Origin of the sequence: Aquipluma nitroreducens (assembly GCF_009689585.1) — a bacterium.
GTDB lineage: Bacteria > Bacteroidota > Bacteroidia > Bacteroidales > Prolixibacteraceae > Aquipluma > Aquipluma nitroreducens.
Genome location: NZ_AP018694.1, coordinates 4,333,163 through 4,358,299 on the forward strand (window position 1 = coordinate 4,333,163; position 25,137 = coordinate 4,358,299).

Here is a 25,137-nt window from a genome sequence, read left to right on the forward strand (position 1 = left end):
TCATAAATAAACCTAAGCCAACTCAACTGATGAAACAATTAACCCGATTCGCTTTTGTTTTTGCATTCCTGATGTTTTTTTCTGGCATTATTGGATCCGCACAGCCAGTCAAGATTATTTTCGATTCGGATATGGGACCCGATTTTGACGATATTGGTGCCATTACTATTCTTCATGCTTTGGCCGCCAAAGGCGAATGCGAGATTTTGGCAACGATGGCCAGTGACGGATATTCATATATTGCGCCAACACTCGAAGTTTTTAACCGCTATTTTCAGAAGCCCGAAATCCCAATTGGCGTTCCCGGGTCGGATGCACCAAACTTTTCATGTCCCAATCATTGGAACGATTCTTTGGTTGTGAACTATTTGCCGAAGATGAAAACCAACAAGGATTACCCTACTGCAACTGAAGTCTACCGAAAAGTATTGTCAGCACAACCCGATGGAAGTGTGGTCATTGTAACGGTTGGATTTTTATCCAATCTTGAAGCCTTGTTGAAATCAGTTCCCGATAAGAATAGTTCGCTTTCAGGGAAAGAACTGGTGGCTAAAAAGGTGAAAAAATGGGTGGCGATGGCCGGTACATTTCCGGAAGGAAGTGAATTTAATGTGAACCGGCATGCCACGGCTTCTGAATATGTGATTAGTAACTGGCCAACTCCGGTTCTTTTCAGCGGATTCGAAATTGGGGTGAAAATTATGACAGGAGGCAAAGTGGCAACGCTGGGCTCTAAAGGAAGTCCGGTTCAGTGGGCTTACAACTATTGTTTATCGAATTACGAAGACCGGAAATCGGAGAACCGCAATTCGTGGGATCATACTGCTGTTTTGTGCGCTGTACGTAATCCGGAAAACTATTTTTATGTGGTTGGAAACGGAACTTTTGTGTGCAATCCCGACGGATCAAACTCATGGAATGCGGATAAAAATTCGAATCATTCCTTCCTTGTTCACAAATATCCGTATCAAAAGATCGCAGATATTCTGGACGATTTAATGCTTTACGAACCTCAATAATTTATAACTTATAATTCATAACCCTCATGTATATAGTCAGTTCATATTCACTAGCAGTTATCCTTTGTGTGATTACCATGTTGTGTTGGGGATCGTGGGCAAATACCCAGAAGTTGGCGCAAAAGTCATGGCGTTTCGAGTTGTTCTATTGGGATTATGTCATTGGGATACTCTTGATGTCGCTAATTTTCTCATTTACGATGGGAAGTTCCGGCGAATTGGGCAGAGGTTTCCTCGATGATATCCGACAGGCAGAAATGAGTAATGTTGGAAATGCTCTTCTGGGAGGGATTATTTTTAATGCAGCCAATATTCTGGTTGCGGCAGCTATTTCTATCGCAGGGATGTCGGTCGCTTTTCCGGTTGGCATTGGCATTGCGCTGGTACTGGGAGTTATAGTTAATTACATGGCCAGTCCGCAGGGAAATGCCATGTGGCTGTTCACCGGTGTTGCATTGATTACAATTGCTATTGTGATTGATGCCGTGGCTTATCGCAAAAAAGCTTCACAATCGCATAAAATTCCGACAAAAGGAATTGTTTTATCGGTAATTGGCGGCGTTCTGATGGCTCTGTTTTACCGCTTTGTCGCAAGCTCAATGGTCACCAATCAGGAACAGCCTGAAGCTGGTTTCTTAACACCCTATACCGCAGTATTTGTGTTTTCAGTAGGAATATTAATCAGTAACTTCGTTTTCAATACGATTCTGATGAAACGACCTTTTGAAGGACAATCTGTTACCTATTCCCAATATTTTGGCGGAAGTGGCAAAGAGCATTTTACCGGTATTTTGGGTGGAATGATTTGGAGTATAGGAATGACTTTCAGTATTATTGCCGCCGGGAAAGCGGGATTTGCAATTTCATATGGATTGGGTCAGGGTGCTACACTGGTAGCTGCCTTATGGGGAGTGTTTATCTGGAAAGAGTTTCATGGAGTAAAAGGCACGACTTGTCTTCTGGTAACCATGTTTTCAATGTTTTTAATTGGTATAGGCATGATTATTTATGCTGGAATTTGAAAATAATCACAATCCGGAATTCCGTTTATTTTATGATGCGATGATTTTGTTTAGTAGGTTTTGATCAGCCAAAACAATTGAATGATCGTTCATTCCGATGGTTTAGTAAGTGGCTGATTTAATGACTAGGTTTTTACTTTCAAATGGTTTAGCTTTGAAATAGGAATTGCAAAAATGAAGAAAGTAACCTTGTCGTTTAAGAATTATTTTGAAGAATCTTTTAGTAAAAAAGATCAATCGGTGTCTGAAAAGCTCGCCAAAGAGTTTTTTGCAGACGTCATTTATCATACTCCAATTAAACTTGAATTGCTTGATTCGCATTTGAAAGCTGGTCGCATTGATTATTTCTACCAATTATTATCTGACTTTAAATACCTTGTTGAGTTTTCCGATAGTTTAAATCGTTATTGGTATTTGTTGAGGGCTTATTCAACTGCACTTTCAAAATTGATAGCGGATCATTCAGTCAAAGATGCGAAAAAGCTATACAGCCATTATTTCGAAATTTATGGTGACAGGCGAATGCTTCGGAAAGAACATTGGTTCGAGAAAAAGCGGTGGGAGTTTTTAGATGAACTACAACTCATAAATAGAGAGGATGAGCTTGAAGGTTTTATCAGCAAATACCTACAGGTTTTATCTGAGAATCTGAAAATTTATGTCTCTTTCATAATGGACTTTATTAATGATTTAGAAAAACTTCAGGCTTTGCAAAAACCAGTTAAACAATTAAAATCCGCTTAATTTTGTTTTGCAGCCAGGTGTTTTTTGAGGTTGTTTTAGTTTAAACTTTAATTTAATCCTGAGTACACAGAATATCGTAATTGATTAAAGTTCTTTATCTTTGCCTAACTATATTTGATCATAGAACTTTTTAACGTTTCTCGATCAACAAAGGTAGATATGGAAATTTTGAAAGATTTGAAAATTTTGGTTGTTGATGATAATGAGGTTAATCAACGATTAGCAATATTAATTTTCCGCAAAATGGGATTTAAATGCGATGTTTCTTCTGACGGAAAGGAAGCATTTGAAATGTACCAGAAAAAAGCATACGATCTGATTTTTATGGATTTGCAAATGCCGGTTATGGGTGGTTTGGAATCAACTAAACTGATTCGTGCATTTGAAACTGATTCGGAAACCTTAAAACGGGCAACAATTATAGCTCTTACCGGAAGTGAACTTCAGGAAAATAGAGAATCATGTATAGAGGTTGGAATGGATGATTTCATTGAAAAACCAATGCGTGTCGAAACGTTGAATAAATTTATTCATCCGTTAGTCAAATAATTCCCACAAATACTATCGTTTCTCAACTCTTCTTATACCTTTTTCGCTCTGAAAAAAGGTTCAGCAAGGCTATATGAACAGTCCATTCGATTATTTCTCCTGAATTTTATTTTGTCGTTTGGCTATGAATATTTATCTGATTTGAAATAGCCTAATTCTACTTTAATATATTCGAAAAATCTGTCTGTTTTTACCCTGAACCCTGAAGGGAACAGCCAGATTTTTCTCCTAACTCCCTTTAGTGTTGGGGTAAAACAGGAGAAAAATCAAACACCAATGTTAATCTGTTAAAGTAGAACTAAAAAAAACTTCTCAATTAACTGTTTGCTTTACAGTTCGATATGGTGTGCCTAAGCGTTGCTGATTTGTTAATAAATCTTATTATTTAGAACCTTGTTAAATTCCGTATCTAGTTGTTTTACTGACCGATCCTTAATACTTTTACAAAAAACAATTTAAGCTGACCCAATGCGACCATTATTTGTCTTTCTGATTTTATTCATTTCCCTGTCAATTCATGCAAATTCGCAGGATGCCACCCAATGGCGTGGAACTAATTCTTCAGGTATTTACACCGTTGAAAAACTTTTGCCACAATGGACTGTGGAAGGACCCCATATCCTCTGGTCGTACGCCAGTCTGGGGCAGGGATATTCTTCACCTGCTTTTGCCTACAATAAAATATACATAAATGGAATGGTAGATGGGCAGGCAGTGTTGTTTGTGCTTGATCAAAATGGAAAAGAACTTCAGCAATTTAAATACGGGAAAGAGTTTGACGAAAGCTATTCAGGAGTTCGTTCAACTCCCACAATTGTTGGCAATCTAGCCTATTTGCTCACAGGTCATGGAAAACTAACCTGCCTCGATCTGAAAACTGGAAAGCCTGTTTGGGTAAAAGATTTTATTGCTCAATTTGAAGGAGTAAATATTACCTGGGGATACACCGAATCGATATTGGTAGATGGTGATAAACTATATTGTACCCCTGGTGGAAAAAAGAACAACGTGATGGCTCTCAATCGCCTGACTGGTGAACCAATCTGGAGCTGTCCCGGGCTAGGCGAATTATCAGCTTATTGCTCACCTTTACTTATTAAATTACCCACTCGTCAGTTATTGATTACCCACACAGCTAGCCATGTTTTGGGAATTGATGCCACAACCGGAAAATTACTTTGGAGCTTCGAACATCCCAATCAGTGGGCCGTTCACCCCAATACTCCGATTTATTCCGATGGTGGATTGTTTGTTTTTAGTGGATATGGACAAGGTGGCGAAAAACTTAAACTGAGCGCCGACGGAAGTTCAGTCACAAAGGAATGGGAAATTAAGAGTTTTGATAGCCGCATTGGTGGAGCGGTTTTAATTGATGGTTATCTGTATGGATCTGGCGATAAGGATCGCAGTTGGCAGTGTATCGATTGGAAAACCGGGGCGCAAAAATATACTTCAACAGAAGTTACCAAAGGTGTTGCCATAGCTGCAAACAAAATGTTGATTGGTTATTCTGAAAAAGGCGAATTGTTTTTGGCCGATGCCAATCCTTCAGCTTTCAAGGTAATCAGCAAAACAAAAGTGGCGTTGGGAACCGAGCAGCATTGGGCTCATCCGGTAATTAATAATGGAGTTTTGTACGTGCGTCATGGAAACACACTGATTGCTTATCAGATTTCAGAATAAAGCGATTTTCTAATACTGTCTTCGATTATCAAATAAACCAACTAAAAAATATGAAACGAATAAACCTTGCGATTGCATTTCTTTTGTTTGTAGTAATTTCTTTTGCTCAACCAACCCAATGGCGCGGACCAGAGCGAAGTGGTAAATTTTCGGATACCGGGTTACTGAAAAAATGGCCTGATGCTGGTCCTGAATTAGTACTAAAAGTGGAAGGAATTGGTAAAGGCTACTCCTCTGTTATTGCTACCGATAAATATATTTTCGCAACCGGAATGATCGATACGCTCGATTATTTATCGTGCATCACTCCTGAAGGCCAAATCAAATGGAAAGTGGCTTATGGCCGTTCATGGACCAAATCATTTCCGGAAACTCGCGGATCTGCTACCATTGAAGGCGACCGCGTATATGTGATTAGTGGAACCGGCCAGTTGGTTTGCCTGAATGTTGAAGATGGGGTCATTCGCTGGAAAGTAAATGTGGACAAGGATTACGAATCAGAATGGCACATTTGGGGCGTTTCTGAATCACCGCTTATTGTTGATGATAAGGTGATTTGTACGCCCGGCGGAGCAAAAACTTCGGTCGTTGCATTCGATAAAATGACTGGAAAACCTGTATGGCAAAGTGCGTCGGTTGGTGGCCCTCGCTGTTATGTGTCGCCAATCATTTATGAATACAAACAATTCCGGTATATTCTGGCTGCTACCGGAACGAATCTGATCGCGTTAGAACCGGCAACAGGCAAAGTTGTCTGGACTTTCAAATACTGGGATGGCGCCAAATGGGATCAACCTGGTCTGATTTGGGCGAATACTCCGGTTGTTAAAGGAGCTGATATTTTTCTTTCGATGGGTTACGATTACCGCAATGTAATGTTAACGATGAGTGAAGATGGAAAATCAGTCACCGAAAAATGGAGCAATTTAGTTCTGGATAATCATCACCACGGCCTCATCGAACTGGATGGATTCATTTATGGTTCGAATTGGGAAAGCAACAGCAAAGGCAAATGGGTTTGCATGGATTGGAATTCAGGAGCAACAAAATACGAAACAGAATGGTTGACCAAAGGTGAGCTGATTTATGACGATGGTATGTTTTACATTCTGGAAGAAAAAACGGGAACCGTTGCTTTGGTGAAACCAAATCCTCAGAGTTTTGAAGTAATCAGTTCATTCAAATTGCAGGGAGGAAACGGTCCTTTCTGGTCGCATCCGTTCATTGCAAACGGGAAGTTGTATCTGCGGCATGGCGATGTTTTGTTTGTGTATAACATTAAAGCATAATTTGATATTGGGAGACGATAATGAGGATATTCACTATTTTATTGCTGACAATAATTTTCTCGGGCGATCTTTTTTCTCAGGATGTAGTCGAATGGAGAGGACTCAACCGTTCTGGAATTTATCCTGATCAAAATCTGCTGAAAAGCTGGCCTGAAAGCGGACCAAAACTTTTGCTGGAACTGGATAAAATTGGGAATGGTTATTCGTCGCCAGTGGTTTATAAAAATACAATTTTTGTCACCGGACGTAAAGATACGCTTGATGTGATTTCGGCTTATGAAACGAATGGACAGAAGAAATGGGAAACACCTTACGGTCGGGCTTGGGCACGCACTTTTCCTGAAACCCGATGCACGCCCACCATTGAAAATAATCGCATTTATATGGTAAGTGGTATGGGTCAAGTGGTTAGTGTTGATGCTCTTTCCGGAAAATTGCTTTGGACGGTTGATGCGCAAACTATTTTTAAAGGCGAGCCGCACCGCTGGGGGATTTCCGAATCGGTTGCGATTTCGGATAAGGCCGTTTTCTATGTGACTGGTGGCGAAGAAACTTCAGTAATAGCACTAAATAAGGTTGATGGGAAGCTGCTTTGGAAAACCAAAAGCTTAGGCGGAGTTCGTGCCTATGCTTCCTCTGTAATCATCGAAAAAGCCGGATTGAAACTTTTGTTGGCGCAAACGGCCAATGATTTGATGGCTATAAACATCGAAAATGGAGAAATAGTCTGGTCTTTCAACCTAGTAAAGTATCATCCCGGAGAAACTGGTAAAGGCGCTAATACCAACACTCCGCTTTATTTTGATAACCAAATTTTTTTGACGAGTGGTTATGATCATCCGGCGATCATGTTAACGCTTGCCGACGATGGACGGTCTGTTTCGGTTAAGTGGACCAATCCTGATTTTGATAATCACATTGGTGGTGTAGTAAAAGTTGGAAATTACATTTTTGGCTCAAATTGGATAACCAATACAACCGGAAATTGGATATGTGCAGATTGGAATACTGGAAAAACCCTTTATGAAACGAAGTGGTTCAACAAAGGCCCGATCATTTCTGCTGATGGATTTTTGTATTGCTACGAAGAAAAATCGGGGAATCTGGCGCTGGTCAGGCCAAATCCTGAAAAGTTTGATGTGATCAGTTCATTTAAGATCACAAAAGGTGAAGGTCCGCATTGGGCTCATCCTGCTATTTTTGATGGAAAACTGTTCGTTCGGCATGGCGAAAGTTTGATGGTTTATGATTTGAAAAATAAAGATTAAAGTTGATTGAAGCAATATCCTTTGTCGTTCACTTTAGTGAACGGACAGGATGAAAATAATAAACAAAAAATCTTGGAAAAGAACATCAAATACATTTTGTGGAGCATTGGGGCAGTTTTGCTGATCCTCTTTTTCTGGTGGCTGATGAAAGATCCGACCAGTCAGTTCGCAGAAAGTATTCCTGGCGCTGACAATCGTGGTGCAGACTCAGCTAGTGTTGGCCCACTGGTAAAAATCGGGGAAAACTTTCAGGTTTTTGGTACTTCATCTTCAAACCTGAAAGGAACATGGACCCGATTCCGTGGCGCTGATTACGACAACATTGTTAAAAATTCGGTACCTCTCAAAAATTCATGGGCTGGCAACGATCCCGAAATTAAATGGTCGGTTGAATTGGGCGAAGGCCATGCCGGACCAGCCATTTACGAAGGTAAAGTGTATGTGATGGATTATGATGAGGCCAAACGTGAAGATGCTTTACGGTGTTTTTCAATTGAAGATGGGAAAGAACTTTGGCGACGTTCGTACAATGTGAGCCTGAAACGTAACCACGGAATGTCACGAACGGTTCCTGCTGTTAATGCCGATTATATCCTTACCATTGGGCCACGATGCCACGTGATGTGCGTGAAGCGCGAAACAGGCGATCTGGTATGGGGGCTCGACATGGTTCAGCAATACCAGACAGAAGTGCCTCTGTGGTTTACCGGTCAATGTCCAATGATCGATGGCAACAAAGCAATTCTGGCTCCTGGCGGAACTTCAGTTATGATTGCTGTGGATATGGCAACAGGCAAAGTTTTGTGGGAAACGCCGAATCCGGGTGGAATAAAAATGTCGCATTCGTCCATTATGCCCTGGACACTGAATGGCAAGAAAATGTATGTATATAGTGCTGTTGGCGCTGTTATAGGTGTTTCTGCCGAAGGTGCTGATGAAGGAAAAATCCTTTGGCAGTCAACTGCTTGGAATCATGCGGTAGTTGCTCCTGCTCCTGTCTGTTTCCCTGATGGAAAAGTGTTTTTAACCGCTGGCTATGGTGCCGGAAGTATGATGATCAAAGTAACTCCTTCGGGAGGCGAATATAAAGTGGAAGTTTTGAAACAATATCTCCCCAAAGAAGGAATGGCCTGCGAACAGCAGACTCCTGTTATTTGGGACGGAAAGATGCTCGCAATTGAGCCAAAAGATGCCGGACCACTGCGTAATCAGTTGATTTGTGTTGACCCTTCAGATGTCACCAAAGTAATTTGGACTTCAGGAAAAGATGGTCGTTTTGGCCTTGGCCCTTACTTAATTGCTGATAACAAAATGTTTGTGCTAAGCGATGATGGAACGCTGACTATGATAAAACCCGAAGGTAAAAAGTACATTCAGTTGGCTCAGAAAAAACTGTTCGATGGGCAGGATGCATGGGCTCCAATGGCTTTGGCTGATGGTTTTTTATTGTTGCGTGATGCGAAAAAGATGTACTGTGTAAAAGTAAATTAATCGCGATGAACCGGAAACTCGTAAATATCGTATTGATCGTTCTGGCTTTAGCTATTGTGGTCGTCATTGGAAAAGACTTTATCGGGAAAAAGGCCGGGAAAAATATAGATAATCCATATGAATATAACATCGATGAATTCCGGAAAGTGGATTCCACCCAAATTTTATATACGGAGAAGCTTCATTTTCCGGTTAAAGCTCATTATTGGGCAGGCATTGCGGCAACTGATTCAACCATTATTGTGGCGAGCGCCAATCACTTACTTAAATTCGATTATTCCGGCAATCAGATTTTCAGTAAACAAATCATTGATACGGCAACTTGCGTAACCGTTGATTCGAATCGCCAGATTTGGATCGGGATGAGCCATTATGTGGTGATGTACGATCAGAATGGTACCTTGGTAAAACGCTGGAATTCGTTTGGCGACCGGGCTGTATTTACCTCGATTACGGTTTCAGGTGAAAATGTTTATGTGGCCGATGCCGGAAACCGGATCGTTTATCAGTGCAATACCAATGGGCAGATTGTTCAGAAAATAGGGGAGAAGGACGAACAAAAGGGAATACCCGGATTCGTGATTCCAAGTCCCTATTTCGATGTAGCAACTGATGATAATGGCATTTTGTGGGCGGCAAATACAGGCCGGCATACATTCGAAAATTACAATAGGGATGGCTCGCTCCGAACATCTTGGGGTGTGACAAGTTTCAAGATTGAAGGTTTTAGTGGTTGCTGTAATCCGGCGCATTTCGCAATTTTGAACGATAATTCGTTTATAACCAGTGAAAAAGGTATGCCTCGTATCAAATTGTACGATCAGCACGGACAATTTATTGGAGTTGTGGCGCCTCCTGCGGCTTTCAGCGGTTCATTGGCTCCCGATATTGCAGTAGATGAGCAACAGCGTGTGATTGCTCTTGATTTTGAACGTCAGCAGGTACGAATTTTTGAAAAGAAAAAAGAATAAGAAAAAATTAATGAGTTCGTTTTCGAGATAGCCCTGGAAGGGCGAAATATTTGTAGCCCGGGGCAACGCCCCGGGGAATGATAAGAAATAAACAGACCGTCCGAGCGTAAATATTGAAAATGGCTGTTGTCATATTTCGGACGGAATAGGAAAAACGCAGAAAAGAAAAAGGAAAATGAAAGAGAATACAACCAACAGACGTGATTTTTTCAGGAAAGTAGCACAACTTACTTTTCTTTCGGCAATGGTGGGAGGTTCAGCTTATTTGCTGGCCAAAGACAGGGTGCAGTTGGATGGTTGTGCTGATAATCAATTTTGTAAAAAATGCCAGAAACTAACGACTTGCTCGTTGGACAAGGCAAAGAAATATCAGGAAAATGAGCGATAAAAAAGAACCAAAAAGCATAGAAAGGCGTCGGTTTCTCCGAAGCGGAATGCAGATGGCGCTGGCTGTTTCGCTCGGTGGCGTAGCCGGTGTTTCGCTCCTGAAATCGACTTCGAAGGATTTGGTCTGGCAGATCGATCCGTTTAAATGCGTGCAATGCGGTCGTTGCGCCGACGAATGCGTGATGACTCCTTCGGCCGTAAAATGTGTTCATGCCTACGATTTGTGCGGCTATTGCGATTTATGTGGTGGTTACTTAAAACCCGATGCGAATGCTCGTACTACGGCTGCCGAAAATCAGCTTTGTCCTACCGCTGCTATTAAGCGGCAATATATCGAAGAACCCTACTTTGAGTATGTGATTGATGAAAGCCTGTGCATAGGCTGTGCCAAGTGCGTGGCTGGTTGCACTTCATTCGGAAATGGTTCGCTGCATTTGCAGGTGAGACACGATCAATGTAAAAATTGCAACGACTGTTCGATTGCAAGGGTTTGTCCGGCGGACGCTTTTCAGCGTGTTCCGGCCGATACACCATACATGATTAAGGGCGGATTTACGAAAGGTGGAACGAATAAGGATAATTTGAAGAAAGGATAGTCAGCTATGCAACTTGAGAAAATTCAAACGAAAATTTATGAAATCCGCGGCCAAAAGGTAATGCTTGATTCTGATTTGGCAGAACTCTATAATGTTGAAACCAAGAACTTAAATCTGGCAGTTAAACGCAATATAAAAAGATTTCCTTCTGATTTTATGTTTCAACTTGCAAAATCAGAGTGGGATATTTTGAGGTTGCAAATTGAAACCTCAAAGGGTAGAGGAGGCACAAGATATTTGCCTTATGCCTTTACCGAGCAAGGCGTTGCAATGTTGAGTGGGATTCTTAATTCAGATAAAGCGATTGAAACGAACATTGCCATTATGCGAGCTTTCGTTTTTGTACGGCAATATGCTATGACTCATAAGGATTTGACTGAAAAACTTCAGGAGCTTGAGAATAAATACGACAAACAATTTAAGGATGTATATGAAGCCATTACTTATTTGCTTCAGAAAGACAACCAGGAAACAGAACAGAAACAGCGTAAACGAATAGGCTATAAAAATGAAGAATAGACTACAAAAATATTTTCTGATTATCTCGGTAATGCTTTTTATGTCTCTTCAATCGTTTGGGGCGGCCGAAGCAAAGCAGCGGTTTCCAAAACCTGAATTTGATACGGGTTACGTTCAGCCGCACACTACAGCGCCATCACCCAGATTTCTACTTCTGCAATATTTCGATGTGTTGGTGTTGCTGATTGTTTTGTCGGTAGTTACCTGGTTTGTACTGAAAAAACGCTCACGTAAAGGTGTTTTCTGGACTTCGGTATTTTCCTTGTTTTATTTCGGTTTTTACCGCGAAGGTTGTATCTGTTCCATTGGTTCTATTCAGAATGTGGTTTTGGGAATGGTCGATCCGACTTACGCGATCCCATTTACAGCTTTGTTATTTTTCCTTTTGCCGCTCGTCTTTTCACTTTTCTTCGGAAGGACATTCTGTGCCGGAGCTTGTCCGCTCGGTGCCATTCAGGATATTGTTGCGATCCGACCTATCGAGTTGCCCAAATGGATTCAGAAAGTATTGGGATTAATTCCGTATTTGTATCTTGGGCTGGCCATTTTGTATGTAGCTACCAAATCCGAATTTATCATCTGCCGTTATGATCCGTTTGTCGGACTATTCCGGTTCGATGCACCATACAACATGTTAATTCTTGGCATCTTATTTCTGGCCGTTGGCGTGTTTGTTGCCCGCCCGTATTGCCGTTTCTTCTGTCCGTATGGAGTTTTGCTGGGATGGATGTCTAAATTTTCATCGCGCCACATGACCATCACACCCGCTGCCTGTATTCAGTGTAAATTGTGCTCTAATTCATGTCCGTTTGGCGCCATTGACGAGCCAGTGGTTGAAACCGGAAAACGTCGTAGCAATGTGAATCGCCTGATGACTTATTTTGTGCTTCTACCATTGTGGATCGGAATCGGTGGATTTGCAGGTTCAATGATGCATGTGCCATTGTCGCGTTTTAATCAAACGGTTTACCTGGCCGAACAAATCATTGAACATCCCGAAGTGAAGAATGATCCTAAAAATATTGATGTCCGAACATTTATGAGCTCCGGAAAATCGACCGAACAATTGGTTCAGGAAGCCGATGCTATTCGTCGTCAGTTCTATTGGGGAGGTTGGATTTTAGGCGGTTTCATGGGTGTGGTCATTGGAACAAGCCTGATTAATCTGTCGAAATTCAGGAAACGTAATGATTGGGAGCCGAATAAAACGAATTGCCTGAGCTGCGGACGATGCATGGATTATTGCCCGGTGAAGAAAGAGGCTTAGAGCCAGGAGCAAAGAGTAAGAAAATCTGGAGGACGCTATAATATTTGCGATTTATCCTTTGCCGTCTGCTTTAGCTGACGGACATGGAAACATTAAAAATGATTTAAAAATATCTGAATTCCTAATATAATGAACATCTCAAAAAGCGATAAAATCAAACTGGCGCAGCGCATTGCCTGGATTGCAGCTGGATTTGCACTGATCATGGCGGTTTTGCTGATTGCCAACTTTGCGCAAACAAAGTTGAACAAACCCATTGACAACAAAACCATTCCGGAGCTTGTCAAACGGCTCAGCGAAAATCCGGGCGACGAAACGTTGAAAACGGAGATTCGTGCATTCGATCTGATGGCAAGGAAAGCCTATTTTACCAGTCAATGGCAAATCCGCACAGGTATCTACCTGATGTTTTTTGGAGTAATCATTTCGATTTTGGCGATACGCTATATTTTGGCTGCAAAATCGAAACTGAACGAAATTGATAGTGTCGAAAAAGTGAATGAACTGGACAAATTGGTGGCGCAAAAATGGGTCATTTATGTTGGTTCAGGATTAATTGTGATTGCGCTTGGTTCCGGATTTCTGGCTTCCAATTCACTCAAAGATTACATGGTGAATGAAAATATTGCTGTTCAGGAAGAAAAACCTGTTGAAACAGCCGTTGATCCAGCAATTCAGGAACAGGCTAGTACTCCGGTCGATCAAGCTGCTTCAGTTGCTGTCCCAACAACCACAGAGAATGTTGCCCCGTCAAATGTTCCTGCTGAAACTACAGATGCTGCTGTTGTTCCTGCAGTCGCCGTAGCTGCAAAACCTGCCGGATTACCAACTCAGGCAGAATTGAAAGCCAATTATCCTTTTTTCCGTGGGCCGCAAGGTGATGGAGTTGCTTTTCAGAAAAATACGCCAACCGACTGGAATGGTGCCGGTGGTAAAAATGTAATCTGGAAAGTTAAAATTCCGAAAGCGGGGTTCAGCTCGCCGATTATTTGGGGAAATCAGTTATTTGTTACTGGTGCTGATGCTCAGTCGCGGGTGGTTTATTGCTACGATAAAACTTCAGGTAAATTACTCTGGGAAGCTGCCGCTGACAACATCGAAGGTTCACCGGCCAAAATGCCAAAAGTAACTGCCGATACTGGGTTGGCGGCTCCAACAATGGCTACCGATGGCCGATCTGTGTTTGCCATTTTCGCCACCGGCGATGTAATTGCCCTTGATATGACCGGAAAACGTTTGTGGGCTCGCAATTTGGGTGTTCCGGATAATCACTACGGTCACGGCTCATCTCTAATAGTTTATAAAGACAAATTGTTGATTCAATACGATACCAACAAGTCAGGAAAATTAATTGCATTAGACGCACAGACTGGAACAACTGCCTGGGAAACAGCCAGGAATTCAAAAATTTCATGGTCTTCACCAATATTAGTCAATACCGGAAGCCGCACTGAAGTAATCCTGACCACCAATCCGAATGTGAATGGTTACGACCCTCAAACAGGCAAGGAACTTTGGAACATTGCTTGTCTTTCCGGAGAAGTTGGGCCATCAGCCGGCTATGCCGACGGAATGGTGTTTGCCGCCAACGAATATGCCAAATTAGTAGGAATAAAAATTGGTGGTGGAACTCCTGAAATTGTCTGGGAAGCCGATGAGTTTTTGCCGGAAGTTTCGAGTCCTATGGCAGTAAACGGGCTTTTGTTTATCGCGACGACTTATGGCGTTTTGGCCTGTTACGATGCCAAAACCGGTACCAAAAACTGGAGTCAGGAATATGGCGATGCCTTTTATTCGTCACCGGTTTATGCCGATGGAAAAGTTTACATTACTGACATGACAGGTAAAACGCATATTGTAAAAGCATCCAAAGATTATCAGCTAATCGGAACTCCCGAATTGGGTGAGAAAGCGGTTTGCTCGCCTGTTTTCCAAGATGGAAGGGTGTATTTACGAGGGATGAATAATCTGTATTGTCTGGGTAAATAGTAAATATGGCTATATGCCTGTTGGCTTTAGCTGACGGACAGGATAATAAATAAAACAAAAAGTGAGCGAATCAAAAAACATACAACAAACCGTTGACGATATTATCGCTGAAAAAGGGGTGAAAGGAAAGTCCGTCATTCCAATTTTGCAGGCGATTCAAAATACATACAATTATCTTCCGGAGGAAGCCTTGAAATACGTCTGCAAAAAAACTGAAATCACCCCGGAACAGATTGTAGGAGTGGCTTCGTTTTATTCGCAGTTCCGAATGCAACCTGTTGGTGAGCACATCATCAAAGTCTGTGTTGGAACTGCTTGCCATGTGAAAGGCGCCGGGCAGGTTTACGATGCTTTTCGTCGTCATTTTAACCTGACTGGGCACGAAGAAACGGATGCTTCGCGAAAATATACCATCGAAAAAGTATCGTGTCTCGGTTGTTGTACCTTGGCTCCGGTGGTTCAGATCGATGAAATTACTTACGGGCATGTGGCTTCAGACAAAGTTGGAAATGTACTGGCCGATTTCGAGAAGCATGCCGGAATTTCGAGTAGTAAAAAAGGACTTTTCAGAAATGTTGACGGAGAAGAAATTCAGGGCGAAATCCGATTGGGGTTGGGTTCTTGCTGTGTAGCTTCAGGAAGTGAAGATGTAAAAAAGGCGGTTGAGGAAACAATTGCCGACACCGGAATTCATATCAGTCTGAAAAATGTCGGATGCGTTGGTATGTGTCATCAGGTTCCATTGGTCGAAATTATTCCAAAGGGTGGAAAATCAATTTTGTATGCCAAGGTAAAACCCGAAGAAATACAGGGGATTATTGCCAACCATTTTAAACCTCAAAGTACTTTTGGAATGCTGAAAAGTAGCGTTTATAAGTTCTTTGAAAGCGTGCAGACCGATACGGTTTGGGATGGCGTAAAGCAATATTCGATTGATGCCCGCGAAAAGGCGGTGTCCGATTTTCTGGATCGCCAAATCCCGATTGCAACGCAATACCGTGGAATTATCAATCCGCTTGATCTGGAAGAATACAAAAAGCACGAGGGCTTCGAGGCCATGAAAACCTGTTTGTTCGATCTTTCTCCGGAAAAGATTATTGAAACCATTAAAGACAGCGGTTTGCGGGGAAGGGGAGGAGCTGGTTTCCCGACAGGGATGAAATGGGATTTGGTGGCTTATAATCATTCGGATGTAAAATACCTGATTGTCAATGGTGATGAGGGCGACCCGGGAGCATTTATGGATCGGATGTTGCTCGAATCGTATCCGTACCGGGTAATCGAGGGCGCTGTTATTGCTGCTAAGGCGGTTGGTGCCACGCAGGGATTTTTCTACATACGTGCCGAATACCCTTTGGCCGTAAAACGGATTCGTCAGGCACTGGTTTATTGTAGGGAAAATAATTACCTCGGCGAAAATATTTTGGGAAGCGGATTCTCATTCGATATGACCATTTATGAAGGGGCTGGCGCTTTCGTGTGCGGCGAAGAATCGGCCATGATGGCTTCTATAGAAGGAGAGCGTGGTTTCCCGCGTATTCGTCCTCCGTTTCCTGCAGTGAGTGGCTTGTGGAAGCAGCCTACACTGATCAACAATACCGAAACTTTTGCGCAAGTCTCCTACATCATTCGCGAAGGATCAGCTAAATTTGCTGGCATCGGAAGTGAAAAGAGCAAAGGCACAAAGGTATTTGCATTGGCTGGAAAGGTGAATCGGGGTGGATTGATTGAAGTACCGATGGGAATTACCGTTCGTCAGATTGTGGAAGAAATTGGCGGCGGTGTTCAGAATGGCAAAAAATTTAAAGCGGTGCAAATTGGTGGGCCTTCCGGAGGTTGTGTCCCTGCTGAGTTGTACGATACGCCAATCGATTACGAATCGCTCCTGAAAGTTGGCGCGATGATGGGTTCTGGTGGTTTGGTTGTATTGGACGAAGATGATTGCATGGTAGATATTGCCCGCTATTTTCTGTCTTTCACGCAAAACGAATCCTGCGGAAAGTGCACGTTCTGCCGGGTCGGAACCAAACGAATGCTTGAAATCCTGAATAAGATCACTTCAGGTAAAGGAAAGTTACAGGATTTGGATGAATTGGAATACCTTGCAAGCTGGACTAAAAAAGGAAGTTTGTGTGGATTGGGAAAATCAGCTCCAAATCCAATTCTATCGACGCTGAAATATTTCAGGGAAGAATATCTGGCTCACATCAATGGCAAATGCCCATCGGGTAAATGTCAAAGCCTGATTAAATATCAGATCAACGATTTGTGCATCGGCTGTACTAAATGTGCACAGAAATGCCCAACCGAAGCCATTCTGTTTAAGCCGCACGAAAAGCACGAAGTTATTACTGATCTTTGTATCAAGTGTGATGCCTGCCGTGTAGTTTGCCCGGTTGATGCGGTGGAGATCGTTTGAGTTACGGGTTGCGTGATACGGGTTACGAGTTGTCGGTCGCAAAGATTGTAGTTAAAATGATTTGGTAGTCATATAATGAGAATATTGATAATATTTTTTTTTAAATAATTAGTGATGAGTTTTTTATCCGAAGCTTGAAACTCGCAACAATTAAGAAATATGAACAACTACAAGGATCTTGATATTTACAACCTGTCTTACCGATTGGCAATCGATGTTCATAAAATGACAATGACATTGCCTAAATATGAGCTTTATGAGCAAGGAAGTCAGGTTCGAAGATCATCAAAAAGCATTAAAGATAATGTTGCTGAAGGTTTTGGCAGAAGAAGGTATAAAGATGAATTTGTTCGCTTTCTGGTTTTTGCGCATTCATCATGTGATGAAGCAATTTCGCAATTGACGATGATCAATGAAATCTATTTTGAAAATAAAGACTTAAACAATTTACTTGAGGAGTATGAAGTTTTGGGTGCTAAAATCAATAAGTTTATTCAGTATGTCGAAGAAAACTGGAAATCAACTCGTAACCCATAACCCGCAACTCGAATCACGTAACTCGCAACAATTTTTTAAATGATAAAATTAACCATAGATAATCGCTCCGTTGAAGTTCCTTCCGGCACTTCAGTCTGGCAGGCAGCACAGTCGGCTGGAATTGAGATTCCGACCATGTGCTATTTGGAGGGAACGGAGCATTTCACCTCGTGCATGATTTGCCTGGTGAAAGACGCTAAGAACGGACGTTTTTTTGCATCCTGTTCCACACCTGTCTTTGAAGGTCAATCCATTATTACTAATGATGAGGAAACCATCGAATCGCGGAAAGCAGCGCTTGAGTTGCTTTTGAGCGAACATGTTGGCGACTGCGAGGCTCCGTGCCAATTGGTTTGTCCGGCTCACATGAATATTCCGTTGATGAACCGACTGATTGCCAAAGGTGATTTTGCTAAGGCGCTGGAAGTGGTAAAGCGCGACATTGCATTACCTTCTATTTTGGGCCGAATTTGTCCTGCACCGTGCGAATCTGGTTGTCGCCGTAAACAGGTTGACGAAGCAGTTTCAATTTGTTTGCTGAAACGATTTGTAGGCGACGAAGATTTGAAAAGTGAAAAACCGTATAAGCCGCAACTGGCCAAACTTTCAGGCAAAAAAGTAGCTGTTATTGGCGCTGGCCCAGCCGGATTGGCTGCGGCTTATTATTTGCAGATTAAAGGGCATCAGGCTGTAGTTTTTGACAAGAATGATCGTGCCGGCGGCGAATTGTTACAGATTGATAAGCAACTATTACCTGCTGAAATCATTGATCAGGAAGTAGCTCAAATAGTTGCAAAAGGAGTTCAGCTTCGGTTGAATGAAACGATTAATGAGTTTCGGTTTTTAGAATTACAGAAGGAGTTTGATGCAGTTGTCGTAGCCTTTGGGGCAGTTAAAGAAGATACGTACGATTACGGATTACGGACTAACAACACCGGAGTCATTGCTGATAAAACCAGTTACCAGACCTCGATTCCGAATGTTTTTGCTGTCGGAAATTCTGTCAGGTATTCAAAAATGGCGGTTCGCTCGGTCGGGCAGGGAAAAGAAGTGGCAACTGTGATCGATAATTATTTTAAGACTTCAGAAATAAAGGGTTACCCAGAGCGGTTTAATTCCAAATTTGGAAGATTGGCTGAGTCTGAATTTATTCAATATCAAAAGGATTCGGAAAATGCACCGCGACAAAAAGCTGATCAATCTGGATTTACTAAAGAAGCAGCAATCCGTGAAGCCAAACGCTGTATGCACTGCGATTGCCGCAATCCGGAATCGTGTGTATTGCGCGAATTGTCTGACCGTTATCATGCTGAACAAAAGAGATTTCAGGGCGAAAAACGGTTTGATGTAGAAAAATTCATTCACCGCGAAGGAATTGTTTACGAACCTTCAAAGTGCATCAAATGTGGCATTTGTGTCCGTTTGACCCGGAATCATCAGGAAGAATTTGGATTTACATTTATTGGCCGTGGGTTCGATGTAAAAGTAGGTGTGCCGTTTAACGAAAGCGTTCAGAAAGGATTAGAAAAAACTGCATCAATTGTTGCCAAAGCTTGTCCAACGGGTGCACTTGCCATGTATAATAATGAGGAACAAATCTAAACTACCTAAATACCATTCTATGAAAACCACTTTAAGTATTGTTTGTATTCTGTTGTTGTCGCTTTCTTCGGAAGCGAAAATAAAAGTACTCATTGTTGACGGCCAGAATAATCACGAGGTTTGGCCCAAATCTACGATCATGATGAAACAGTATCTGGAAGAAACAGGTTTGTTTTCGGTAGACATCAAACGCACAAAGTTTACCTGGATGGGCGAACGGGAAAAAGATTATCTGCCATTGGCCGGTGTGGGCGAAACACAAGATTTGAAAGAGCCAAAAACTGATCCGGATTTTGTTTTGTCGTTCAAAAAATACGATGTGGTCGTTTCTAATTTTGGTTGGCGAGCTGCCGATTGGCCCGAAGCTACACAAAAAGCTCTTGAAAAATTTATGAAGGATGGTGGCGGTTTTGTTTCGGTACATGCTGCTGATAACTCGTTCCCAAACTGGTTGGAGTATAACAAAATGATTGGCCTTGGTGGTTGGGGCGACCGGACCGAAAAAGATGGGCCGTATGTTTATTATTCCAACGATGGCGAATTGGTTCGCGATACTTCGCCAGGTAGCGCCGGAGCGCATGGGCCACAACATATCATTCCGGTTACCATTCGTGTGGCCGACCATCCAATTACAAAAGGGTTGCCTAAGGTTTGGTTAACAGCTAAGGACGAATGTTATGCAAAATTACGTGGTCCGGGTGAGAACATGATCATTCTGGCTACCGGAAAAGATATGTCGGGAAAAGCTCCAACCGACAGAAACGAGCCTATGCTTATGGCGTTGACTTATGGAAAAGGCCGTATTTTTCATACTACCCTTGGGCACGACGATTATTCATGCGAAAGTGTAGGATTCATCACTACTTTTTTGCGTGGAGTTGAATGGGCGGCAACCGGTAAAGTTACGCAGGCTGTTCCCTCTGATTTTCCTACTGCAGAAGAGTCAACCATCAGAAAATTTGTGCTGAAAAAATAAGACGAGTTTCTTTATAACTTTCTTTTTGATTTGGGCATTGATTCTGTACGTTTTTCCCGTTTTATTGGCATAACATTAATTCAAAGAAGAACCAGTAAAATAAGGCGATTCCGTTAAGAAACTTTAACTTTAATTGTAAAACCTTGAAGTTAAAATTGGGTTCTTATCTGAAAAATCAAAATCATAAATTCCATTCAGAAAAAAGTTATGGAAACGTCATCAAAACCGGTTTTTTACTCCACCAATTCTTCCCGATGGAAACGATTTTTATGGGGAGTTAAAATTCTAACTGTTTTAATTCTTATAGGTGTTGTTTGCCTGTCGTTTTCTTTGTTGCACAAACAAGTTTTTAAACTTCCTTCTTTGCATGAGCATCTGATGCTTTCTCAGAACGAAAATCTGAAATACAACAGTGCTGATTTGCAGGTTGCGGAGAGCGAGCACTTCAAGAAATTGGCATTGGAAGCACGCACCCGTAAGGAGCATAATTTTTACAAGAAAGATAAAGTTATTCCGGGCGAAGTCAGAAAATACATGCCTGTTCGTGCCGGGTTTTATGTGAACTGGGATATTCAATCGAAATATTCGCTTGATCAGAATGCTTCGAAAATGAATATGATTCTTCCTGAATGGTTATTTATTCAGGATACAGCAGATGTGGTTTCTACTGATATTGATTTATCGGCACTCGAAATTATGCGACGAAATCATTTGGCCATTGTTCCCATGCTGTCGAACTATTTTAAAAATGTGTGGAACGGGAAGAATGTACATCGCATCATCACTTCGCCTGAGAGACGTGCAAAATTGATTAAAAGCCTGATCGATGTTCTGGATAAATACAAGTTTAATGGGGTAAACATCGACTTCGAGGAGTTGACAGATGAAAAAACCGATGAGTACCTTGTTACTTTCATGAAAGAATTGCATCACGAATTGAGTAGCAGAGGTTATTTGGTCACCCAGGATATTGCTCCGTTTAACGAAGATTACAATGTGACTGAACTGGCAAAGTACACTGATTTCCTGTTCCTGATGGGTTACGATCAGCACAACTCAACATCCGAGGCTGGGCCTGTAGCGGCTCAAACGTGGCTCGAAGCAGGTTTGGGCGATTTATGTAAGAAAGTTCCGTCTGATAAAGTGGTACTTTGTCTTGCTGCTTTCGGGTACGATTGGCAGGATGGTTTTCAGGGCGAAGATGTGACTTATCAGGAAGCGATTTCAACGGCGCTCGAAAGTGAAGGTAAAGTGAAGTATGATAACAATACCTACAACCTTGACTACACTTACTACGATGATAACGATAAGGTTCATCATGTTTATTTTGCCGATGCTGCAACAGCTTTTAACGGCATGCGTACAGCCGCCAATTTCGAAACTTCAGGAGTGGCTATATGGCGGTTAGGTTCTGAAGATCCGCGATTGTGGAAATTCTATAGCGAAGATCTTTCAGCCGCGACCCTCACGAATAAGTCTTTCGATGTGAATTTGCTCCAAGATGAACAGTCGTCGTATAGCGTTGATTATGTTGGCGCTGGTGAAGTGCTGAATATCCTCTCTGTACCTCATCCCGGAAAATTCAATATTGAATACAATAAAGCCGACAACCTGGTGGCCGAAGAAGAATATATCAGTTTGCCTTCAGGATATGTGATTAACAAAGCTGGTGAGAAGAAAAAGCAGATTGTGCTTACTTTCGACGATGGTCCAGATGAACGCTACACTCCACGTATTCTGGATATTCTTAGCGAATACAAAGTTCCGGCTGCCTTTTTTGTAACCGGAATTAATGCTGAACAGAATCTTCCTTTGGTAAAGCGTCTTTATCGCGAAGGCCACGAGATTGGCAATCATACCTTTTTGCATCCGAATCTGACTCTGGCATCAGACGATCGATTGAAACTTGAGTTGCGGTCAACAGGATACATCATTGAAAGTATAACCGGCCATGCGACTACCTTGTTTCGTCCACCATACGACACCGATGCTGAACCGACAAATCCGATTCAGATACGTCCAATATATACCGCCAAACAGGAAGGATATTTGACCATTGGTTCTTCAATCGATCCTCGCGACTGGGAAGAGGGCGTTTCGGCTGACACGATTGTTGCCAGGGCTGAAAGGCAGAGCGGACTAGGAAACATTATATTGTTGCATGATGCAGGAGGAGAGCGGGAACAAACAGTTGCCGCATTGCCCCGAATCATTGAATATTATAAAATGCATGGTTATCAGTTTGTGAGCCTTGCATCGTTAATGGATAAAAAGCGCGACGACATTATGCCACAGGCTGTTGGTTCATTCAATAAATACCTTCAAACGGCTGATGCAACCGTTTTTAAAACGGGTTATTATTTCAATCGCGTGGTGTCAGCTATTTTCTTTCTGGCAATGATCCTTTCGCTGCTAAAGCTGAAAAGTATTGCCATTCTGGCGATTCGTCAACGAAGAAAATCAAAGAAACTGGGGGCAAATCCAATTGTGTCTGGAAATCGCAAAGTGAGTGTAATTGTTCCGGGTTATAACGAAGAAATTACGGCGCCTAAAACAGTCGAAAACCTTCTTCTTTCCAATTATCCGGATATTGAAATTGTGTTTGTTGATGATGGTTCGAAAGACAATACCTTCGGGAATATACAATCGCTTTATGGCGATCATCCAAAAGTTAAAGCGCTTACCAAGCCTAATGGAGGCAAAGCTTCTGCCTTGAATTATGGAATCGGATTTGCTACTGGCGATATTTTGGTGTGTATCGATGCTGATACGGTGCTTAATCCGGATGCTATTTCCCGGATGGTCGCCGGTTTTGACGATCCTAAAGTGGCAGCAATGGCCGGAAACGTGAAAGTCGGGAACCGTAAGAATCTGTTGACACGCTGGCAATCGATCGAATACATTACCAGCCAGAATTTCGACAGGCGTGGTTACGACGTTGTGAATGCCATTATGGTGGTTCCCGGTGCTATTGGCGCTTTTAGACGTGACGCCGTAATGAAAGTTGGAATGTTTACCACCGATACGCTTGCCGAAGATTGTGACCTGACATTACGTTTGCTAAGTGCAGGTTATAAAGTGCGAACCTGCAACGAAGCCCTCGCTTTTACTGAGGTGCCGGAAACTTTGCATATGTTGCTCAAACAGCGCTTTCGCTGGACATTTGGAATTATGCAGTCGTTCTGGAAACATCGGGGCAATCTTTTTGTGCGCCGGAATCCTAACCTGGGGTGGATTGTTCTGCCCAATATGTTGATATTCCAGCTCATCTTGCCGCTTTTATCACCTTTAGTTGACATCACCCTGTTGATTTCGATTTTTATGCCAAAAGGTGGGATAATCGTGTTGCTTTATTTTGCTTACTATGCATTGGATTTAGGCATTTCAATTCTTGCTTTTCGGTTCGATGGCGAAAAGTTTACCCTGCGTGTAGCTGGTAATCTGTTTTTGCAGCGAATCATTTACCGTCAGCTTTTATGGTATGTTTTGGTGAAAGGTTATGTTCGGGCACTGAAAGGTGAACTTGCAGCATGGGGTTTTCTGAAACGGACAGGAAGTGTGGAAATGGCACAATAGGTAAGTATTCTTTAATTTTATAACTTTGAGACAAAGCCTAAAACAGTTATTCAGTATGAAGTTTTTCCAAATTCTCATTTTTTGTAGTTTTTTCGTTCTTGAAACATCAGCGCAACCCTGGACTATTTTTCGTGGCAATCAACAGCTTACAGGTGCCACTTCTGCCAGCATTCCGGAAAAGCCAAAATTACTTACTTCATATCAAACCGGTGATGATATAAAAGCCACACCAGTAGTGGATGGGCAAACCATATTTTGCGGATCGACCGATGGAACGATGTATGCGATTGGTTTCGACGGAAAGCTGAAATGGAAATTCGCTTCCGGAAATTCAATCGAGGCTCCAGCATTGGTCATGGATGGATCGGTGTTGTTTGGTCAGCTCGATGGATTGTTTTACCGCTTGGATGAAAAAACTGGCAAGGAAATCTGGAAATACAAAACCGATAACCAGATTATGGGTTCGGCCAACTGGCTGAAAGTTGCCGGGAAAGTGCGTTTGTTTGTGGGCAGTTACGATTATAACCTGCATTGCTTCGGTTTCGACAAGGGCGACAGCATCTGGCGCTACGAATCGGATAATTACATCAACGGAGCTCCTGCTTTGTATGGAAAATATGCGGTTTTCGGCGGTTGCGATGGTTTTTTGCATCTTGTAAATGTCGAGACAGGAAAGGTGTTTAAAAAGATTCATTTAGAGACTTACATCGCTTCGTCGCCTGTAATTGAAGGTAAGTTTGCCTATGTGGGCGATTACGAAGGAAAATTCTTCGGCATCGATCTGGAGGCAGGTAAAATCGCATGGATCTATCACGAAAAAGATAAAAACCTGCCGTTTATTGCGTCACCGGCTTTAAGTGGAAATTTCATTGTAATTGGTAATCAGGATAAATTTATTTACTGTTTTGATAAATCGAATGGGAAAGTCGTTTGGAAGGTTAAAACCAGCAATCGGGTTGAGTCGTCATCAGTGATTGCTTCAGGAAAAGTAATTACCGGAACCATGGACGGAATGTTGTACATCCATGATCTAAAAACTGGTGCTGAACTTTGGAAATACGAATTGGGTAGCCCAATTGTTGGCAGTCCGGCAGTAATTTCAGGAAAGATTGTGGTTGGAGCAGGCGACGGGAGAATCTATATCTTTGGATAAAGAGGCCCCACCCAAACTCTCCCCGAAGGGGAGGACTTAAAAAATGCAGCTTTGAAACGTATCTCAAATATATTAGTGAA

20 protein-coding genes are annotated in these 25,137 nt (G+C 42.2%); all 20 read left to right on the forward strand.

What is annotated here, in order from left to right:
• Window positions 1–29: 29 nt before the first annotated feature.
• The 20 genes from AQPE_RS18150 to AQPE_RS18245 all read left to right on the forward strand — a co-directional run bounded on the left by AQPE_RS18150 (window position 30) and on the right by AQPE_RS18245 (window position 25,057).
• Window positions 30–1,019, forward strand: a complete 990-nt coding sequence (locus tag AQPE_RS18150; RefSeq protein WP_318347910.1) for a nucleoside hydrolase — start codon at window positions 30–32, stop codon at window positions 1,017–1,019.
• 26 nt (window positions 1,020–1,045) lie between these two features.
• Complete coding sequence (locus AQPE_RS18155; RefSeq protein WP_318347911.1) at window positions 1,046–2,041, forward strand: GRP family sugar transporter; 996 nt, start codon at window positions 1,046–1,048, stop codon at window positions 2,039–2,041.
• A 174-nt stretch (window positions 2,042–2,215) separates the two neighbouring features.
• Window positions 2,216–2,785 (forward strand): hypothetical protein, encoded by a 570-nt coding sequence (locus AQPE_RS18160; RefSeq protein ID WP_318347912.1) that lies wholly within the window; start codon window positions 2,216–2,218, stop codon window positions 2,783–2,785.
• A gap of 159 nt (window positions 2,786–2,944) precedes the next feature.
• Window positions 2,945–3,334, forward strand: a complete 390-nt coding sequence (locus AQPE_RS18165) for a response regulator (protein WP_318347913.1) — start codon at window positions 2,945–2,947, stop codon at window positions 3,332–3,334.
• Window positions 3,335–3,802: 468 nt separating this feature from the next.
• Window positions 3,803–5,017, forward strand: a complete 1,215-nt coding sequence (locus AQPE_RS18170) for an outer membrane protein assembly factor BamB family protein (RefSeq protein ID WP_318347914.1) — start codon at window positions 3,803–3,805, stop codon at window positions 5,015–5,017.
• A 50-nt stretch (window positions 5,018–5,067) separates the two neighbouring features.
• Window positions 5,068–6,306 carry an outer membrane protein assembly factor BamB family protein gene (locus AQPE_RS18175; protein WP_318347915.1) on the forward strand — a complete coding sequence of 413 codons (1,239 nt, stop codon included), beginning with the start codon at window positions 5,068–5,070 and terminating at the stop codon, window positions 6,304–6,306.
• 41 nt (window positions 6,307–6,347) lie between these two features.
• On the forward strand, window positions 6,348–7,574 hold the full coding sequence (locus tag AQPE_RS18180) for an outer membrane protein assembly factor BamB family protein (RefSeq protein WP_318347916.1): 1,227 nt from the start codon (window positions 6,348–6,350) through the stop codon (window positions 7,572–7,574).
• Window positions 7,575–7,646: 72 nt separating this feature from the next.
• Window positions 7,647–9,065, forward strand: coding sequence for an outer membrane protein assembly factor BamB family protein (locus tag AQPE_RS18185; RefSeq protein ID WP_318347917.1), 1,419 nt, complete (start codon window positions 7,647–7,649; stop codon window positions 9,063–9,065).
• A gap of 5 nt (window positions 9,066–9,070) precedes the next feature.
• Window positions 9,071–10,036: an NHL repeat-containing protein gene (locus AQPE_RS18190; protein WP_318347918.1), complete on the forward strand. Its 966-nt coding sequence runs from the start codon at window positions 9,071–9,073 to the stop codon at window positions 10,034–10,036.
• Window positions 10,037–10,211: 175 nt separating this feature from the next.
• The gene (locus tag AQPE_RS18195; RefSeq protein ID WP_318347919.1) at window positions 10,212–10,424 is read left to right on the forward strand and encodes a hypothetical protein; all 213 of its coding nucleotides are present in this window, start codon (window positions 10,212–10,214) and stop codon (window positions 10,422–10,424) included.
• The gene (locus AQPE_RS18200; RefSeq protein WP_318347920.1) at window positions 10,414–11,019 is read left to right on the forward strand and encodes a 4Fe-4S dicluster domain-containing protein; all 606 of its coding nucleotides are present in this window, start codon (window positions 10,414–10,416) and stop codon (window positions 11,017–11,019) included. The genes AQPE_RS18195 and AQPE_RS18200 overlap by 11 nt, the downstream gene beginning before the upstream one ends.
• A 6-nt stretch (window positions 11,020–11,025) precedes the next feature.
• Window positions 11,026–11,538: an ORF6N domain-containing protein gene (locus AQPE_RS18205; protein ID WP_318347921.1), complete on the forward strand. Its 513-nt coding sequence runs from the start codon at window positions 11,026–11,028 to the stop codon at window positions 11,536–11,538.
• Window positions 11,528–12,805: a 4Fe-4S binding protein gene (locus AQPE_RS18210; RefSeq protein WP_318347922.1), complete on the forward strand. Its 1,278-nt coding sequence runs from the start codon at window positions 11,528–11,530 to the stop codon at window positions 12,803–12,805. Before AQPE_RS18205 ends, AQPE_RS18210 begins: the two co-directional genes overlap by 11 nt.
• Window positions 12,806–12,934: 129 nt before the next feature.
• Entirely contained in the window at window positions 12,935–14,794 is a 1,860-nt protein-coding gene (locus AQPE_RS18215; protein ID WP_318347923.1) for an outer membrane protein assembly factor BamB family protein, read from the forward strand.
• Window positions 14,795–14,855: 61 nt separating this feature from the next.
• On the forward strand, window positions 14,856–17,213 hold the full coding sequence (locus AQPE_RS18220; RefSeq protein ID WP_318347924.1) for an NAD(P)H-dependent oxidoreductase subunit E: 2,358 nt from the start codon (window positions 14,856–14,858) through the stop codon (window positions 17,211–17,213).
• A 159-nt stretch (window positions 17,214–17,372) separates the two neighbouring features.
• Window positions 17,373–17,750, forward strand: coding sequence for a four helix bundle protein (locus AQPE_RS18225; RefSeq protein ID WP_318347925.1), 378 nt, complete (start codon window positions 17,373–17,375; stop codon window positions 17,748–17,750).
• A gap of 39 nt (window positions 17,751–17,789) precedes the next feature.
• Window positions 17,790–19,352 (forward strand): FAD-dependent oxidoreductase, encoded by a 1,563-nt coding sequence (locus AQPE_RS18230; protein WP_318347926.1) that lies wholly within the window; start codon window positions 17,790–17,792, stop codon window positions 19,350–19,352.
• A gap of 19 nt (window positions 19,353–19,371) precedes the next feature.
• On the forward strand, window positions 19,372–20,328 hold the full coding sequence (locus tag AQPE_RS18235) for a ThuA domain-containing protein (RefSeq protein WP_318347927.1): 957 nt from the start codon (window positions 19,372–19,374) through the stop codon (window positions 20,326–20,328).
• Between the two features lie 207 nt (window positions 20,329–20,535).
• On the forward strand, window positions 20,536–23,904 hold the full coding sequence (locus AQPE_RS18240) for a polysaccharide deacetylase family protein (protein WP_318347928.1): 3,369 nt from the start codon (window positions 20,536–20,538) through the stop codon (window positions 23,902–23,904).
• A 55-nt stretch (window positions 23,905–23,959) separates the two neighbouring features.
• Window positions 23,960–25,057, forward strand: coding sequence for an outer membrane protein assembly factor BamB family protein (locus AQPE_RS18245; RefSeq protein WP_318347929.1), 1,098 nt, complete (start codon window positions 23,960–23,962; stop codon window positions 25,055–25,057).
• Window positions 25,058–25,137 lie beyond the last annotated feature (80 nt).